This window comes from Vibrio sp. ZF57, from assembly GCF_001691235.1.
In the GTDB taxonomy this organism is placed as follows: domain Bacteria; phylum Pseudomonadota; class Gammaproteobacteria; order Enterobacterales; family Vibrionaceae; genus Vibrio; species Vibrio crassostreae_C.
On sequence record NZ_MAKD01000115.1, the window covers coordinates 1 to 18,596 of the forward strand.

An 18,596-nucleotide genomic window follows, 5' to 3' on the forward strand; every position below is an offset into this window, starting at 1 on the left:
GTACCCTATCTAGCGGGCGTTTTTTATATCTGTATACTTGAAAACATCAGCCACCCAAGAAATCTTCTATGCGCCTTCTATCCACACTACTTGTATGTAGTTTTTCCATTAGCGCTTTCTCAGTTAACGCTTTCGCTTACCCCCCTCTAGATAAATTGCCTGATGGCAGTAGCACCAGTGTAATTTTGGAATCCCTGAGAGGCGATTCATACAAAATGAATTCCAACAGTGATGGCTTCTACCCACCCGCCAGTACTTTAAAACTGGTTACGGCTTTGGCGGCTAAGTTGGAACTGGGGGATGACTTTCACTACACGACCGACATAGCTCGTTCTAATGAAGATGTTGTGCTCTCATTCAGCGGTGACCCAACGCTAAAACGACAGCACCTAAAAAGCCTTTTATCTCAATACGCAAAATCTCAATCCAGAACCATCAAGGGCAACTTATACCTGGATAACACAGCTTATACCGGCTATCAGCGAGCGGTGGGGTGGCCTTGGGACATTCTAGGCGTTTGTTACAGCGCGCCCTCTAGTGCAATGACCTTAGACAGCAACTGTGCACAAGCCTCTATTTATACAAAAGATAATGGTGCGACACGCGTTTATATTCCCGCTCACTATCCGATAGACGTGACGACCACCGCTGCCACGGTAACTCGCTCTGGGCAGAAGGCAACACAATGCGACTTGGAGCTCATCACCACACCAGATAACGCTTACAAGCTCTCTGGTTGCTTGGTTGAGCGTAAAAAGCCACTGCCACTTAAGTTCGCCATTCAAAATCCAGAACTTTACACCTATCAAGTTGTTGCATCGCTTCTCAAAGAACTGAAAATAGAAGTAAAAGGTGATGTGATTATTGGTAAAAAAGAGAAAGCAGACAAAACCACGTTAGTCGCTAGTCACAACTCAGAAAAGCTTCCTGAACTGCTCGATATCATGCTCAAGAAGTCGGATAACCTTATCGCAGATAATCTAACTAAAACGCTAGGAGCCACATTTTATGTTCAACCAGGCAGTTTCAATAACGGTACTGAAGCGATAAAGCAGATATTGCTGACCAAGGCTAATATTGACCTCAGTAAAGCGCAGCTCGTCGATGGTTCAGGGCTATCTAGAAATAACCGAATGAGGTCACAGACCATGGCTCAAGTGCTTCGTTATATCTGGGAAAACGATCAACAGCTCAACCTAATTGAGGCTATGCCTACATCAGGTGTAAATGGAACGCTCAAGTACCGTCCAAGCATGAGAAAAGCACCGATTCAGGGCAACATCACAGCCAAAAGTGGTTCTTTGTACGGAACGTACAACATGGCGGGATATGGTTTAGATGAGTCCGGGAAACCAAACTCTTTGTTTGTGCAGTTTATTCGTGATTACTTCCCTGAAGAGCAAGATCCAGACAGACCGGTAGAGGCTCCAATCACCCAGTTTGAGCGTGCTTTCTACAAAGATGTAGTTGAGTTCAGTCAAACACAAAGCAAATCGAAGTAATGTTTGGCTCTGTGTAAACTTCTACTCAAACAATAAAAATGGCGCTGAAGACCTTCAATCTGCAGCGCCATTTTTGTTTCTCAGATGTATTTAGCTATTTTTATAGGTGCCTATTTTTATAGGAGCTAAGCGATACCGAGGAATGAGTTAACCACAGTGAAGTAGATCCACATTCCTGAGATATCAACTATGGAAGCAAGCACTGGGCTCACTAGCACTGCAGGGTCCAACTTGAACAAACGAGCCACGATAGGCAACCCGCCGCCAAGAACCGTCGATATTGTCACCTGAATAAACAGAGCAACAGCGATAGCAAAGGCAATCATGTTGATATCATAACCATCTGTCGCTTGGTTTTCACTAAAGAGCAAAATACGTCCAATCATCACTACAGCAATCGCTAAAGCTAAACAAATAGCAACTCTAAACTCTTTCCATAGAACGTTAGCCCATTGGCGTTTTTTCAACTCACCTGTGGCTAAGGCTCGGATCACCAAAGTCGCTGCTTGTGTTCCGGTGTTACCACCAGCAGCAGCAATTACCGGCATGTAGATTGCCAAAAGTACCAACTGACTGAGAATGTCTTCATACTGAGCAATGATAAGCCCTGAGACGATTCCCAATAGTGCTAACGCAATAATCCAACCGATACGCTGCCTGACGTGGCTCATGACGCCAGTCGAAAGGTAACCCTGTTGAGGTTCTACCTCAGAGTAGATCAGCCCTAGTTGGTGAGCTAGATGTCGAGAGCGCTTCTCAAAGCCTTGCTCCTCTAACTCACTAAGTAGAGCTTGAATCGTACTTAGAGAGCATTGCCCTAATACAAGTACTGCATCTTCAAGCGGCATACAGTTGAGAAGCCTAACTTGCTGCTCACGCCCGTATTGCTGAAATGCATTCGATACAGCTTGGATGTCTTGCTCTGAGTACAGAGCTTCAATAGATAAAAAAGTGTTGTTCATTACCGTCATGGCGAATCTCCCGATTGGCAAAGGTAACGACCATCAAAACAAATAGCCTATAGCTAATACACCAAGAGCGTACAGCTAAGCGCACCAAGAGCTGAAAGCTACTGATGTGTCTACTTGTTAGAATCTAGTGTGTGGAAAAGAATGCGGGGGAAAACAAAGATACCCTACCTGAACGGCAGGACAATAGATCAATACCGAGACAGGTCATTCTTCTCCATTCAAACTAGGAGGATGGTCGGTATTGTTCATAAAAATCTCCAGAATTACTGTCAATTTGACAGCGCGCATAGTGTAGCAATAGGCGTTTCAAAGTTTCGTCAATTTTAAGTCAATAAAAAAGGCATCCGTGGATGCCTTTGGTTCAATTATTGATGTGCATTATTACTTAATAGTAATACGAGCAAACTTACGCTTACCTACTTGGTAAACGGCAGTACCTGCTTCAGGCACGAATTTGCTGTCTTCAATCTTCTCGCCTTCAAGCTTAGCAGCGCCTTGCTTGATCATACGCATCGCATCAGAAGTCGAGTTTACAAGACCCGCTTCTTTTAGAACGTTCGCAATTGGCAGGCCTGCTTCGAATTCAAACTCCGGCATTTCATCAGGAACTTGGTTCTTAGCAAAACGGTTAACGAACTCTTGCTCAGCGGCTTCAGCATCTGCTTCACTGTGGAAACGAGCGATGATCTCTTTAGCAAGAAGCACTTTAACGTCACGCGGGTTCTTACCTGCATCAACGCCAGCTTTCAGTTCCGCAACTTCTTCAAGAGGACGGAAAGACAGCAGCTCGTAGTAGCTCCACATTAGATCGTCAGAGATAGACATGATCTTACCAAACATCTCGCTTGGTGCTTCGCTAATACCGATGTAGTTATGCGCAGACTTAGACATCTTCTTAACACCGTCTAGACCAACAAGTAGTGGCATCATTAGTACCGCTTGTGGTTTTTGACCTGCTGCTTTTTGCAGTTCACGACCCATTAGAAGGTTAAACTTCTGGTCAGTACCGCCAAGCTCAACGTCGCTCTCTAGTGCAACAGAGTCGTGACCTTGTAGAAGTGGGTACATGAATTCGTGGATTGCGATCGGTTGACCACCAGCGTAACGCTTTTTGAAGTCATCACGCTCAAGCATACGAGCAACAGTTTGGTTAGAAGCAAGACGAATCATGCCTTCAGCGCCAAGCTCAGATAGCCATTCAGAGTTGAAACGAATTTGCGTCTTCGCAGGATCTAGAATCTTGAATACTTGCTCTTTGTAAGTTTCAGCATTCTTCAATACGTCTTCGCGGCTTAGCGGTGGACGTGTTGAGTTTTTACCTGATGGGTCACCAACCATTGCAGTGAAATCACCGATAAGGAATGTCACTTCATGACCAAGCTCTTGGAAAGCACGAAGCTTGTTAAAGATAACCGTATGGCCTAGGTGGATATCTGGAGCTGTTGGATCGGCACCCAGCTTAATGCGTAAAGGACGACCTTCTTTTAGTTTTGCAATCAGTTCGTCTTCTGGAATCAGTTCTTCTACGCCACGTTTGATCTCGGCTAGTGCAGCTTCAATACTCGCCATTCTTGTTCACTCCCACAGATTTGGCAAAAATACATTAATTAGACATCTTACTTGAATAGCGATGTATTTTGAAACCAGTTACACTATTCCGTCGTCGATTTTCATAATATTTACAGAACGAACCGGAACATGTTGTCTATTTTTGCACGCCTTCCTATTTTGCACCGGGCTTTTATCGCATTTTTTAGTGCCATAATTTTCGTCGCGATTTTCTTACTCCCCGACGTCAACAGTTTGCGTGACGATTCGGGCGCTTTAGTTGTGGGAAAACATTACCCACTGACTATCAATGCCTCTGCACTTATTAGCTCAAGTGACGCTCCACCGACGGCAGTGCTCAATTGGGAGAAATACACCGTTCGCTCTGGCGAAAGCACCTCTGTTTTATTTGAACGTATTGGCCTCTCATACCGTCTGCTGATCACGCTACTCAATACCAATAATGATATTAAGAAGCAGCTGTCTAACCTAAGACCTGGTGATGTCTTGCAGTTCGGCTTTGATGAAAACAACGACCTTATTCAGTTAAAACGACAACTTAGTGCGTTTGAAAGCTTCAAGATCACTAAATCTGGCGATTCTTTCTCATCAAGTTTCGACAAAAAAGAAGTGGTATACCAATACAATTATGCCGAAGCCAACATCACCTCTAACTTCTGGAACGCTGGCGTCAGCGCAGGTTTAACCGCAAACCAAATTATGGAACTGGCGGGCATCTTCGGTTGGGATATCGACTTTGCGTTAGATATTCGTAAGAACGACAGCTTCAAAATCTTATACCAAGAGAAAGTGGTTGAAGGTGAAGTAGTTGGTCGCGGTAAGATCATGGCAGCCGTATTCAAAAACCAAGGCGATTCATTTACCGCGGTATTGGATGATAAAAGCGGCAACTACTTCGATGAAAATGGTCGTGCGATGAAGAAGGCGTTCTTGCGCTCACCAATTGATTTTCGTCGCGTAACATCGAACTTTAACCCTACCAGGAGACACCCAGTAACCGGTAAGATTCGAGCTCACCGCGGTACTGACTACGCAGCCCCTGTTGGCACGCCTATCTGGGCAGCCGGTGACGGTATTGTTCAGAAGTCAGGTTACAACCAATTCAATGGTAACTACGTGTTCATCCGCCACAGCAACACCTACATCACCAAGTACCTGCACATGAAGCGACGTATGGTGAAAACCGGTCAGCGCGTAAAACAAGGCCAAACCATTGGTACTTTGGGCGGTACAGGCCGTGTGACTGGCCCGCACTTACATTATGAATTCTTGGTTAATGGCGTACATAAAAATGCGCGTACCGTGAAATTGCCTCAATCCAAGTCGTTAACTGGTAAAGCAAAAGCAACCTTTATTGCCAACTCAGAGATTCGATTAAGAAACCTTGAGCGATACGGTCAGTTACTAGCGACTAACTAGGCGTTTGTAGCTTCACTGCAAAATAGAAAAATGCAAAGAGCGCCCATCAAGGCGCTCTTTTTTATGCTCACATACCACAACTAGCTACTGTTTTTCAGGTTTGTTGTTCCGTCCAAGCATTAACAAACAAGGGGTTAATACTAAAGTCAGCACCGTGGCAAACGCCAAACCACCAGCAATAGCGGTCGCAAGCTGTGACCACCATTGTGTACTTGGCGCGCCAAACTCTATCTTTTGATTAATCAGGTCGATGTTCATCTCTAACACCATCGGCATTAAACCTAAGATAGTCGTAACCGTCGTGAGCATTACTGGCCTTAAACGCTGAACACCGGTTCTTAGAATCGCATCTCGCTTGTCCAAGCCTCTTTTGATGAGCTGATTATAAGTATCAATCAACACGATGTTGTTGTTCACGACTATGCCGGCGAGCGCTATTACCCCAATTCCCGACATCACGATGCCAAACGGACGTTGGAAGATCAGTAAGCCAACGAACACGCCAACCGTTGAGAACAGCACCGCACTCAGAATCAAAAACGCTTGATAGAAGCTATTGAACTGAGTAATCAGAATCAAAGCCATTACCGCCAAAGCAACCAAGAAAGCACTTTGTAAAAAGGCTGACGAGTTTTCTTGTTCTTCGTTTTGACCACGGATGCGAAATTCCACGCTACTCGGCAGCCCTAGCTCACTCAATGCTTGTTCGATCTTTGGTAGTTCGAGAGCAAGGTTATACCCTTCTTCCATATCCGCCATGATGTTCACCACACGCTTGCCATCAAGGCGTTTAATGGTGTCTTGCTTATGGTCGGGAACGATCTGAGCGAAATTAGTAATAGGTACTAAACCTGCTGGCGTTTTCACCCTAAGCTGGTCGAAGCGCCCGATATCACGCTTATCATTAGGGTAGCGCACCAAGATATCGACCTCTTCTGAAGAGTCATCGGGCAGATAATCACCAATCTTGAGACCATTAGTCACGAATTGAACGGTATTACCCACTAAGGTCGCATCAGCTGCAAAGCGCGCAGCATCGTCGCGGCGAATATCCACCTTCCAATCGATGCCATCTTTACTCGCAGTATCGCTGATATTGGTCAGTGCTTTATTTCCATCAGCCCAACCTCTCACAATTTTTGCAGCCTGATTGAGCTGCTCTGGAGTTCTTGCCGACAGCTCAATCACTAAGTCATTTTCAACCGGAGGCCCAGCATCAGGGAACTTATATTCAATCTCAACACCAGCGTATTGATCGGTTTGTACCTTCAACTCATCAATAATCGCCTTAACGCTGCGTCGATATTGCCAGTCAACAGGCGTAATTGAGATCAAACCAATCTGGTCGTCACCACCAGTACGCGTGTAAACGGTATCGAACTCATCATGATTGAGCATCATCAGTTCAATATCACGCATGATGTCATCCTTTTCTTGGATAGACAGATCCCCATGCGAGCGAACTTTGACATTAAAGAATGGCGGATCAACTTCTGGGAAGAACTCTGCACCTAGACCCGCTTTTGAATAAGTAAAACCAACTGCAACCGCGAGCAGTGCCGCACTGAACAAAATCTTAAAGGGGTGTTTAATCGCTAAAGAAAGCGTGTGGTAGTAAGCCTTGGTTAAACCAGTAGCCTGTGAAAAGTCACCATTATGCAGTGCGACCATTCGAGCTTGGCTTTTAGACGATACGTATTGAGGTTTGCCAATCAAACCGCCCAGCACGGGCACAAACAACAACGCCATGATCAATGATGCAGTTAAAGTCGCGATCAGAGTTAGTGGTAAGAACTTCATAAATTCGCCCGTCACATCAGGCCAAAACAGTAACGGAGCAAATGCGGCTAAGGTTGTGGCTGTGGATGCGGTTATTGGCCACGCCATCCGTTTCGCAGCATCTCGGTAAGCGGCTTTGCGCCCTTCACCCTCTTGCATTCGCCTGTCGGCAAACTCGGTCACCACAATGGCGCCATCAACCAACATACCCACCGCCATGATCAAAGAGAACAGCACTACGATGTTGACGGTTAGGCCAAACACAGACAGTACTAGCAGCCCGGTAAGAAAGGAGCCTGGGATTGAAATACCCACTAACAAAGCGGTACGCACACCAAGAATGGCGATGATAACGATCACCACCAGAATAATGGCGGATAAGATATTGTTTTGCAGATCATTAAGCATGATCTTCACATCTTTAGATTCATCCCAGGTGTATTTGACCAACAGGTTATTTGGCCATTCCGCTTGCTGCTGAGCACCAGCCATTACCGCTTTGACTAGCTCAACGGTTTCGATGATGTTCTCACCTGCACGCTTCTTGATATCCAACACCACCGCAGATTTGCCATCTAAACGAGCAAAACTTTCAGGATCTCGAAACGCTCGACGAACCGTAGCGACATCGCCAAAAGTGACCACCTGCTTGCCATCCACTTTAATAGGCAACTCAAGCACGTCTTTTAAGGAGTTAAATACCGAAGGGACTTTGACAGAAAAACGTCCGTAGCCAGTATCAACAAAACCTGCGGCCACCACTCGATTGTTCAGAGCGATCAGATTATAGATATCCGCTTGATCTAAGCTGTAGCTCTCCATCAATAACGGATCGACAATGATCTCGACGATGTCAGCGCGATCGCCCGCAATATCGACTTCAAGGATTTGGCGATAGCTTTCTAATTTGTCTCCAAGCTCTCGGGCAATTTGCACTATGGTGCGCTCAGGAACGGTACCGAATAGCACAACAGACAAAACAGGTTGCTCAGAAGCCAGCGTCACCTCATTTACGGTCGGTTCGTCACTGTCTTCTGGTAGTTTTGGTTTAGCCAGATCAACCGCGTCACGCACATCGGCCATTGCTTTGGTGAGATCGACGCCAACATTAAACTCCAACACAACAGAGGCATGCCCTTCTGCTGCGGTTGCTGTCATCTCTTTTACGCCTTCAATCGACCTCAGCTCTTGCTCAATAGGTCGAACCAATAAACGTTCTGCATCCGTTGGCGAGATCCCTTGGTGCCCGACCGAAACATAGATAATTGGGATGGTAATGTCTGGGCTCGATTCCTTAGGTATCGTGATATAGGTGACGACACCGGCTACAAGGATTAACGCTAAAAGGGAGAGCATTGTTCGAGCACGAGACAAGGCTGCATCAATAATTGAATACATCGGTTATCTCCTACTCTGCGGTTACGTTAAAGAGTTCAGCGACTTGCTCAACAGCAATCACCGAATCACCATCACGCACAAACCCTTGGCCTACTGTGATGATATCGACGCGTTGTCCAAGTCCTGTGAGCCAAACTCCATCTTGTTCGGCCTTTACTAGCTGAATGCCTACAAACTTCACCGTTGGTGAGTCATCGACTGAAACCAAGGTTTTGACCCCTAGGTTACCCGCCTCATCCAATGCTAGCATCGCCGGTGTTATCTTTATTGCATCTCTTGTTTCTAGGTTGAGTTTAACTTCGGCACTGACACCTGCTGGTAATAGGCCTTTAGAGTTATCGATTTCTATCTCGATTGGGAAGGTATTAGTAGCAGCAGAAGAGATACGAGAAACATAGCGTAAACGGCCTTCCGCTTCTTCTCGCCCTAACAAACGAACCAAAGCAGATTGATTGACTAGCAAATGTTGGATATGACGCTCACTGACATCCGCCTCAATAACCAAAGGATCGAGGTCAATCACGCCAGCAACAGGATCGCCAACACTAACGAAATCACCGAGCTCCACCATCAAATCTTGAACCACACCCGAAAAAGGCGAAGTAATGACAGTATTCTTTAAAGCCAATTCCGCATTGCGCATCATGGCTTTTGCTTCTGTTAATGAAGCCTCAGCTGTGGTGTAGGCGATTTCACCTTGCAGTCCTCTTTTCTTCAGTGACTGCGCCGCTTTGAACTCTTTCTGCTTCAAGCGATATAACGCAGATGCTCGCTCTAGTTGAATCTCTAAATCACCCTTATCTATCTGGGCAATGGCTTGTCCTGCTTTAACCATCCCCCCCTTAACAACATTCAATCTGACAATCTTACCCGCGACTTCTGCACCTAGACGAGCATGCCTATCGGGCGCCGTTCTTCCATAGAGATCAATCGTTTTAAAGGTCGGTGATGAGGTGAAGGTTTGAAAGGAAACCTTAGCCAGCGGAATTTCTGTTGCTTTTTTCTCAGGCGACTCTTCTGCTTGCCCTACGCCTAAACCAAGCCAGATCGACAACAACACGACTAGAGTCAGAGAAACCAGCCACGGCTGCTTCAATTTCTGAAAAAGTGGTGAGTTAGAAAATAGAGTGGGCATAACAAATCCTTTTGTCCGATGTCATTCAGGCGCGCTAGTTGGCTTAATAGCGTGATGTGCAACTTCCTTATGCACAAAGGTAACCTTAACAGACCAATCCTCAACGAAGTTGGACGCTATCGACAGTTTAAAAAATATGCCGTGTACTAAAAATGAGAGGAATGCTTTGAAAAGTAATAAGTTACTAAGTAAAAACAAAAACGCCGAACATAAGTTCGGCGTTTGAAATGTATCTAATACAGCTTTGAGCTCAAGCTATTTTCAACTCATGCTATACGCTGAATGATGCGCCACAACCACATGTTGTTGTAGCGTTCGGGTTGTTCACAAAGAAGCGTGCGCCTTCTAGGCCTTCAGTGTAATCAACCATGCCGCCCATTAGGTATTGTAGGCTCATTGGATCAACAACCAGCGTTACACCGCTGTTTACAATTGTAGTGTCGCCATCATTTACTTTTTCATCAAATGTGAAGCCGTATTGGAAACCGCTACAACCACCACCTGTAATGTATACACGCAGTTTTAGTTCTGGGTTTTCTTCTTCAGCAATTAGCGTTTGTACGCGGGTAGCTGCTGCATCAGAAAAAGACAATGGGATATTTACTTCGCTCACGACAACCTCTCTTACCTGTGTCAAAAACAACATGATACAAATCTAATTCGAGACCATAGTTGTTGAGTATTTTCTTATATTCCGGTGATTATCTAATACCTGACTGAAACGTTCAAGTATTCACCACAGGATCGGTCCTTTTACTGCTGTAAACTCGCCAATATCTAACAATTAAAACGTGTAACCACACAAAACAACCAGATTCGGGTGATTATCTGGGCGAAAGCATTCCTAGTTGGATTAGGGATAGGTACAATGCGTGCCAATTGGTCCGACAGTCAAAAGAGGATATATCAATGACCAAATCAGCAGAGCTGTACGAAAAAGCACAGCAAACCATTCCTGGTGGCGTAAACTCTCCAGTTCGTGCATTCAATGGCGTAGGTGGTTCTCCAATCTTCGTTGAACGCGCTGATGGCCCACTTATTTTTGATGCTGATGGTAAAGCGTATATCGATTACGTTGGCTCTTGGGGTCCAATGATCCTTGGTCACAACCACGCGGTTATTCGTGACGCAGTTATTGCAGCAGCTCAACGCGGCCTTAGCTTCGGTGCTCCAACCGAAACTGAAATCAAAATGGCTGAACTGGTATCTGAGATGGTTCCATCAATGGAACAGCTACGTATGGTGAGCTCAGGTACAGAAGCAACAATGAGCGCGATTCGTCTAGCTCGTGGCTTCACTGGTCGTGACAAAATTCTTAAGTTTGAAGGCTGCTACCACGGCCACGCAGACAGCCTACTTGTAAAAGCTGGTTCTGGCGCACTGACTTTAGGTCAACCAAGCTCTCCAGGCGTACCGGCTGATTTTGCGAAACTAACGCTAACAGCAACCTTCAACAATCTAGATTCAGTACGTGAAATCTTCGCAGCAAACAAAGGCGAGATCGCTTGTATCATCGTTGAGCCAGTAGCGGGTAACATGAACTGTATCCCTCCTGTAGAAGGCTTCCACGAAGGTCTACGTGAAATCTGTGATCAAGAAGGTGCATTGCTAATCTTTGATGAAGTAATGACAGGTTTCCGCGTTGCTGAAGGTTGTGCTCAGGCTTACTACAACATCAAGCCAGACCTAACGTGTCTTGGTAAAGTGATTGGCGGCGGCATGCCTGTCGGTGCTTTCGGTGGTCGTAAAGACGTGATGCAATACATCGCACCAACTGGCCCTGTTTACCAAGCGGGTACGCTTTCAGGTAACCCTGTTGCAATGGCTGCTGGCTACGCATGTTTGAACCTTCTACGAGAAGAAGGCAACGAAAAGCGTCTAGCTTCAAAAACTAAGCAGTTGGCAAAAGGCTTCAAGCAACTTGCTGACAAGCACGGCATCCCGATGCTAGTTCATCAAGTTGGCGGTATGTTTGGTTTCTTCTTCACTGACCAAGAAACTGTGACGTGCTACGAAGATGTAACTAAGTGTGATGTAGAACGCTTCAAACGCTTCTTCCACCTAATGTTAGATCACGGTGTTTACCTTGCACCTTCAGCATTCGAAGCAAGCTTTACTTCTCTTGCTCATGGTTCAAAAGAACTTGATGCAACACTAGAAGCTGCTGACCGCTCTCTTGCGATCATTGCTGCTGAAAGCAAATAATCGAAAGCACTTTATAAGTCGCTAACCGATTGAATTTAGGGCTGCATTAAATGCAGCCCTTTTTTATATATCGCGCTCACCAGCCACAAATATGACAGCTTATTTAGCCGTCGACTAAGGCTAAAGCTGAACCAAAAGCATTAACGTTCCCAGAAAAGGAAAACCAACAACATCAAGGTACCAAGGAACATTCTGAACCAAGGGATCTCTTTTTTTGTTTGCTGTTCTTCGTCTTGGCATTTCTTATCTTTATTACAGCATCCCATTATCAAAACTCCTCATTGCTAACTCTCTGTTTTGCAGCCATTATAAACTCAGAACGCAAATATAGAGACCATTACCGTGTCAGAAAAACTCAAAATCAATTCCAGCCACTGGGTGATCATCATTGCCCTACTCGCGGCGGCTTATGCTTGTTACTTGCTTATCGAGCCATACGTTAACTCTATCGTGATGGCCTTTATCATTTCACTATTGATGTTCCCAATCCATGAGTGGCTTGAAAAAAAGCTCCCGAATAAAGAAAACATCGTCTCTCTGCTGTCTTGTATCATACTGACCTTCATTATTGTTATCCCTTTATTGGCAGTATTCGCAGCAATTGTTCAGCAAGGTTCTCTGTTCTCTCAGAATACTTACCAATGGGTGACCCACGGTGGCATTCAGACTCTGTTTGCTCATCCGTTAGTGGTCAAAGCGCTGTCATTTGTGAATAACTACCTGCCTTTCGACAATATTGAGCCCCAAGCCATCGCACAAAAAGTCGGTGAGTTTGCGACAAGCTTTGGTTCTAAGCTAGTTGGTATCAGTGCCAAAATCTTAGGTGACGCGACCAATTTCTTGATGGATTTCTTCTTGATGCTGTTCGTTTTGTTCTTCTTATTAAGAGATCACGACAAAATCATCAGTGTGGTTCGTCATATTCTGCCGCTGTCTCGTAGCCAAGAAGACAAACTTCTAACAGAGATAGAACAAGTATCTAAATCAGCAGTAATGGGCTCATTCTTAACCGCAATCGCGCAAGGTTTTGCCGGCGGTTTAGGTATGTGGATTGCCGGTTTCCCAGGTCTATTCTGGGGTACTATGATGGGCTTTGCCTCTTTCATCCCAGTTGTGGGTACCGCATTAATCTGGATTCCAGCAGCAACCTACTTGTTCCTAACTGGTGATACCACGTGGGCGATTTTCCTAACGGTTTACTGTGTAGCGATTGTTGGTTCAATTGATAACCTTCTGCGTCCGCTGCTAATGCAAGGCAGTGCAGGCATGAATACCCTGATGATCTTCTTCTCACTATTGGGTGGTATTCAACTGTTTGGCCTAATTGGTCTTATCTACGGACCATTGATTTTTGCGATTACCATTGTCCTATTCAACATCTACGATGAAGAGTTTAAGGACTTTTTAAACCAGCAAGACAAGAGTTAACGAACTTGACGTCAACTTGATTGGCGAACCCGTATTAAACACTTCAAGCTTTGGGCGGATTATGCGAAAATCCGCCCTCATTTTTTGCTAACGATTCAACAGAGTGTCCTATGTCAGCTTATATTGCACCAAGCCAGATTGCTCAACGCCAACTCGCCTACTTTGAAGGCAAACATGTTTTAGTTGCCGGTGAGGCAGAAGACTTGTTCCCTGTTGAGTTAGCGAAGCATTGTGAATCTGTCTCTGTGTTTACTTCTAATTACAGCTACTACCGTCAATTAGAAGGCTACAACACCATCCAACGTTTTTATGGTGCGGAGTTTACCGAAGAGACCAAAGCCGACTTAGTGATGTTGTACTGGCCAAAAGCCAAAGCGGAAGCGGAATTTTTGTTGGCGATGCTATTTGCCAAGCTAGGCAAAGATACCGAGATCGTCGTGGTTGGTGAAAACCGTTCAGGCGTGAAAAGCATCGAGAAGATGTTTGCTCCTTACGGCAAAGTTGTTAAATACGATTCAGCGCGTCGTTGCTCTTTCTACTGGGGTCAATGCTTCGAGCAACCACAAGCGTTCAACCTGCAAGACTGGTTTAAGACCTACACGGTTAACATTGGTGAGCAATCACTTACGGTAAAAAGCCTTCCTGGCGTCTTCAGTCACGGTCAATTCGATGTCGGTAGCCAACTTCTGTTGGATACTCTGCCAAAACTAAAAGGCAAGGTACTGGATTTTGGCTGTGGTGCAGGCGTATTGGGCGCGATGATGGCATCTCGTAACCCAGATATCGAGCTAGAAATGTGCGACATCAGTGCATTTGCCGTGGCATCAAGCCAAGCAACGCTAGAAGCGAATGGTTTAACGGGTAAAGTCTTCGCATCCGATGTCTATTCTGATACTGCAGAAGACTATCAGTTCATCATCAGTAACCCACCATTCCATTCAGGTTTAGACACTAGCTACAGCGCGACTGAGACCTTACTTTCTCAGGCTCCTAAGCATTTGAAGCGTTCTGGTGAGATGATTATTGTTGCGAATAGTTTCTTAAAATACATTCCAATTATTGAACAAGCGTTTGGAAAATGCGCGACTCTAAATAAGACCACTAAATTCGCGATCTATCACGCAAACAAATAACCTCTCTAGCACAGCGCAGGGTCATTATCTGCGCTGTCTGTTCATATTTTTGTCAAAACTCTATAAAAATGAGCTTTTGCACACGCTTTAAATACCACTTACTTGTCAAAGTAAAAAAACTCGTTAATTTCGTTAAATTGGAACCCGTTAATTCTATTCTCTGTACTTGTTTTCGCCCCTTTTAGCAGTACATCAAAGGAAAGTAGTACCCAATTTATGTTTAGATTCTATCGTAAGCAGAAGTTTAAGCGCCTTCAAAATACCCTAATGCTGGCATTTCTTGTCCTCAGTATTACCCCTGTGACACTTATCGCGATATTTTTCCTCCAATCGCACAGTCAGGATCTCCAGGAACAAAGCACCTCACACCTTGTTTCGGTTCGTGATACTAAGCAGCAGCAAATTGTCGATTACCTACAAGCTCAAGAATCCCAAGTGATGGGCTTTGTTCGCTCAGAATTGGCCAATGCCAGTGGCGGGCGATTTTATGGTTTGATCAATGCATTTCAACGATTGGGGTTAGATATTGACGAGGCACGCAGTAATGCACAGCAGCGCTATATTCAAGGCTCTGGCGATCAAATCAAAACGTCGATCCTCCCTGAATCCAGCAGCTTTATTGGCAGCGAGCGTTATCGCCTGCTCCACAAGCGCTACCATAATGCTTACCTAGAACTGCTTAAACGCTCTGATTTTGACGATATTCTCTTAGTTGATATCAACGGTAACGTCGCTTATTCCGTCTTTAAAAATGACGATTACGGCACCAATCTGCTGACAGGAAAATACAAGGACTCCAACCTAGGTATTACCTTTCAACGACTAGCCAAAGACGTAACCGACCGACGCAAATCTAACGAAGATTACACGCCGGTTATCGTTTCTGACTTTAAAGACGAGAATGGCAAACAGATCGCATGGCTAGGCGCACCTATCGTTCAACAAGGCTACCTACACAGTTACGCGATGTTTAGGCTACCAATCAACGGCATTACTAAGTTGATTGCGGATCTCAACAAGAGTTCGAATATTCAAACGCTGCTTGTAGGTGATGATCACCTGCCGCGTAGCCTTGCTCATTCACAAGAATCTATCAACTTGAGCCTAGATGTTGTCGATAAAGCATTGGCTGGCGAAACAGCGGTTGGCACCTTCGACAACACCCTAGATCAAGCGATCATCGCGGCATATACGCCAATTGAGCTGAAATACGCAACATGGGCTCTTGTCGTAGAGCTGCCAGAGAAAGAGGCGTTTGCCCGTATTCATCAGTTAGAAAAGATCTTCGTGATCGTGATGCTAACGGCGATCATTCTGGTAGTCGTTGCATCGCACTATCTGTCTAACTTCATCACATCCCCACTGCTTAAACTGACGTGGGCTGCCGAAAAAGTATCGGCGGGTGATCTCGATGAAACCATGATCAATACCGAGCGCAAAGATGAGATAGGCCGACTCGCGGTGAGCTTCGAAAGAATGCAGCGATCTATTCGTGAAAAAATGCAGCTCATCAAAAGCCAAAACGATGAGCTTGAGGACAACCTTAAGACCATTCAAAAGCAAAACGAAGAGTTACAACTGGCAAATAAACTCAAAGATGAGTTCTTAGCGACTACTTCACATGAATTGAGAACACCACTGCATGGCATGGTGGGTATCGCTGAAGCGTTGATATCTGGAGCTAACGGCCCTATTCCTGCTAATCAGAAATATCAGTTGGATATCATCATCAATAGCGGTCAGAGATTGGCGACCTTGGTTGATGATCTGCTTGATTATCACAAGATGCGCTATGGCAGCTTAGATATTAAGAAATCAGCCGTTGATTTGTCGGCAGCCACCAGCTTGGTCCTAGAGTTGTCTCATCACCTATTGGGCAATAAGCCAATCCGTATTATTAACCAAGTCCCAAGTGATTTAGGTCTGGTTTCATCGGATCCTCAACGACTTGAGCAAGTGATGTATAACTTGGTCGGCAATGCCATCAAGTACACCTCAGAAGGTAAAATTGTTATCTCTGCCAGCGTTATCGATGACAACATTCGTGTACAAGTTGTCGATACTGGCCAAGGTATACCGGCCGAGTACCTTGAGCACATCTTTGAGCCATTGATTCAAGCAGGCCAAGATGCGAGTAACTACCGCCAAGGTGCAGGGCTTGGACTATCGATCAGCCGTCAGTTGATCGAGCTAATGGGCGGTTCACTGTACGTAAGTAGCCAACCAATGCTTGGCACTACGTTTAGCTTTACCCTGCCCCTAGCGACTCAAGGTGAGCTGGACAGTTACAACGAATCAGGTCACTACTCTCACTTCCAAGCGCCTGATTTAATTGATAACAGCCAACAAGAAAACAGTGTTATCAGTGAAAACCCAGATGGCCCGTTATTGGTTATCGCCGATGATGAGCCGGTTAACCTGCGAGTATTAGACAGCTTCTTGAAGTTAGAAGGTTATCGAGTACGTACTGCATGTGATGGCCCTGAAACCATTGAACTGATTGAGAAAGAGAAGCCAGAGCTGCTTCTGCTCGACATAATGATGCCAGGAATGAGCGGCTATCAGGTTTGTGAAGCACTGCGTAAACAATATGACCATGCTCAGTTGCCAATCATCATGCTAACGGCACTCAACCAAGCAGAAGACCGTGTTCGAGGTTTCGAAGCGGGTGCCAATGACTACTTGTCTAAACCGTTCAACAAACAAGAACTGGCGGCTCGAATTACAGCGCATCTATCAGCAAGCAAAGCCGAACAGAGACGCCTTGAAAACGACCAACTGCAACTCGAACTCAAACATAGAGCGATGGTTGAAGCTAACTTGCTAGAAACTCAAGGCCGCTTATTGGAGCAGCTAGAATCGGCACCTGAAGCCATCATCTGTATTCGCGATGACCAACGCATTCGTTTTGCCAACGAAGCCGCAGCGAAGCTATTCAGACGCGGACAGGAGCAACTCAAACGCTCAATGGCTGACGAGATCATTGCACCTAAATACCTTAAGGTAGAACAAGCCCACTACTGCGGTGACATTGATATCTATATAGATGACACACGTCAGCGCATACCAAGTGACATCCTTAAGCTGCCTGAAGGCTCAGGGCTCGACACCATGTATATCTTTAATGTAGGTGGTGGTGTTAACTCAAACCGAATCAATAACCTTGAAACGGCGGTTGAGGCTCTCTCTAGTTATGCCTTTGAAGGCGACAAAGATAAGTTACAGCAGCTGAAAGAGCTTGGCGGAGAATTTACTCGTCTTGCTGACAAGGCAACCGGTGAAGGTAAAAACAAGCAAGAGTTAATGCGTGAGGTACTGGTCGATGCGATGACGAATGCCATCATCTACTGGGAATCGGTGACTGGTGAAACCAAGTTTGCTTTCGCCGAGAAGAGTGGCTTGTGGCGCGTCTACTTAGACCGCAGTACGCTGCAAACTCGAACGCTAGACAAATACCTACGCGTAGAAACCCTACCGAAAACCCCTCGCTGGCGAACGGTACTGAGCTCAATCGAATTCATACTGGAACACTGTAAAGAACAGACGCCAGAAAGAACCCATATTGAGATGCTAAGAGATAAACTTCAGAAACTACTGACCAGTTAATCCCTGAACCAACATCACGATACTTTGAATAATGGAGCCCACCTAGCGTGGGCTTTTTTGTACGCCTAATAATCACAAAAAGTAGAATCCCAACGCTTGCAACGCACTTTTTTTACGCCTTTAAACAAGGGGGAATTCACGCTAATTACTCACAGTGCGTGCTGGTAACCGTCAGTACTTTTCGTTCTATTCTCAATCATATCTGACCGTTATCTGACTCTTTGTTGCAGTTTGAGAAGCGAGTCACAACAGAACGGCAGATTTAATTTTCTAGGGAAATTTAACGTAAAACTGGCAAGTGACCGAGATCTACAATTATACCAACGTAGGGTAAGGCATTATAATAAAAAGCCTTTAAAGTTAGTGGCCACTTACAACCTGCAAGAACCTCAAAACCAAATGCGAGTCACATCACTTTAACAATTGCGTACGAAAAACCACCAAAGCAACC

The 18,596-nt window shown here is 45.3% G+C and carries 12 protein-coding genes; 6 read left to right on the top strand and 6 right to left on the bottom strand.

Translation table 11 applies throughout. The features are described from left to right. Positions 1-68: 68 nt before the first annotated feature. Positions 69-1,502 (top strand): serine-type D-Ala-D-Ala carboxypeptidase, encoded by a 1,434-nt coding sequence (dacB, locus tag A6D97_RS17430; protein ID WP_065584909.1) that lies wholly within the window; start codon positions 69-71, stop codon positions 1,500-1,502. A 125-nt stretch (positions 1,503-1,627) separates the two neighbouring features. On the opposite strand, the gene A6D97_RS17435 is transcribed toward dacB, so the two are convergent. Both A6D97_RS17435 and tyrS read right to left on the bottom strand, forming a co-directional pair. Beyond that, a complete protein-coding gene (locus A6D97_RS17435) occupies positions 1,628-2,473 on the bottom strand; it encodes a magnesium transporter (protein WP_065584910.1) in 846 nt (281 codons plus the stop codon). 381 nt (positions 2,474-2,854) lie between these two features. Next, entirely contained in the window at positions 2,855-4,042 is a 1,188-nt protein-coding gene (tyrS, locus tag A6D97_RS17440; RefSeq protein WP_017059402.1) for a tyrosine--tRNA ligase, read from the bottom strand. 129 nt (positions 4,043-4,171) lie between these two features. On the opposite strand from tyrS, the gene A6D97_RS17445 reads away from it, so the two are divergent. Continuing rightward, on the top strand, positions 4,172-5,461 hold the full coding sequence (locus A6D97_RS17445) for a peptidoglycan DD-metalloendopeptidase family protein (RefSeq protein WP_065584911.1): 1,290 nt from the start codon (positions 4,172-4,174) through the stop codon (positions 5,459-5,461). 84 nt (positions 5,462-5,545) lie between these two features. On the opposite strand, the gene A6D97_RS17450 is transcribed toward A6D97_RS17445, so the two are convergent. The 3 genes from A6D97_RS17450 to erpA all read right to left on the bottom strand — a co-directional run bounded on the left by A6D97_RS17450 (position 5,546) and on the right by erpA (position 10,386). After that, entirely contained in the window at positions 5,546-8,638 is a 3,093-nt protein-coding gene (locus tag A6D97_RS17450) for an efflux RND transporter permease subunit (protein WP_017063268.1), read from the bottom strand. Positions 8,639-8,648: 10 nt separating this feature from the next. Further along, positions 8,649-9,773: an efflux RND transporter periplasmic adaptor subunit gene (locus A6D97_RS17455; protein ID WP_065584912.1), complete on the bottom strand. Its 1,125-nt coding sequence runs from the start codon at positions 9,771-9,773 to the stop codon at positions 8,649-8,651. A 271-nt stretch (positions 9,774-10,044) separates the two neighbouring features. Beyond that, entirely contained in the window at positions 10,045-10,386 is a 342-nt protein-coding gene (gene erpA / locus A6D97_RS17460; protein WP_004734539.1) for an iron-sulfur cluster insertion protein ErpA, read from the bottom strand. Positions 10,387-10,682: 296 nt separating this feature from the next. Between erpA and hemL the strand changes: the two genes are divergently transcribed. Continuing rightward, the gene (hemL, locus tag A6D97_RS17465; protein ID WP_010436060.1) at positions 10,683-11,978 is read left to right on the top strand and encodes a glutamate-1-semialdehyde 2,1-aminomutase; all 1,296 of its coding nucleotides are present in this window, start codon (positions 10,683-10,685) and stop codon (positions 11,976-11,978) included. 140 nt (positions 11,979-12,118) lie between these two features. Here the strand turns inward: hemL and A6D97_RS22320 are convergent, their stop codons facing one another. Beyond that, the gene (locus tag A6D97_RS22320) at positions 12,119-12,244 is read right to left on the bottom strand and encodes a hypothetical protein (RefSeq protein ID WP_004734537.1); all 126 of its coding nucleotides are present in this window, start codon (positions 12,242-12,244) and stop codon (positions 12,119-12,121) included. Positions 12,245-12,320: 76 nt separating this feature from the next. On the opposite strand from A6D97_RS22320, the gene A6D97_RS17470 reads away from it, so the two are divergent. The 3 genes from A6D97_RS17470 (at position 12,321) to A6D97_RS17480 (ending at position 18,145) form a co-directional block, all read left to right on the top strand. Continuing rightward, entirely contained in the window at positions 12,321-13,406 is a 1,086-nt protein-coding gene (locus tag A6D97_RS17470) for an AI-2E family transporter (protein WP_017059406.1), read from the top strand. A gap of 110 nt (positions 13,407-13,516) precedes the next feature. Next, positions 13,517-14,539 (top strand): 16S rRNA (guanine(1207)-N(2))-methyltransferase RsmC, encoded by a 1,023-nt coding sequence (rsmC, locus tag A6D97_RS17475; RefSeq protein ID WP_065584913.1) that lies wholly within the window; start codon positions 13,517-13,519, stop codon positions 14,537-14,539. 216 nt (positions 14,540-14,755) lie between these two features. Further along, positions 14,756-18,145, top strand: coding sequence for a response regulator (locus A6D97_RS17480; RefSeq protein WP_065584914.1), 3,390 nt, complete (start codon positions 14,756-14,758; stop codon positions 18,143-18,145). The last annotated feature ends 451 nt before the right edge of the window (positions 18,146-18,596 follow it).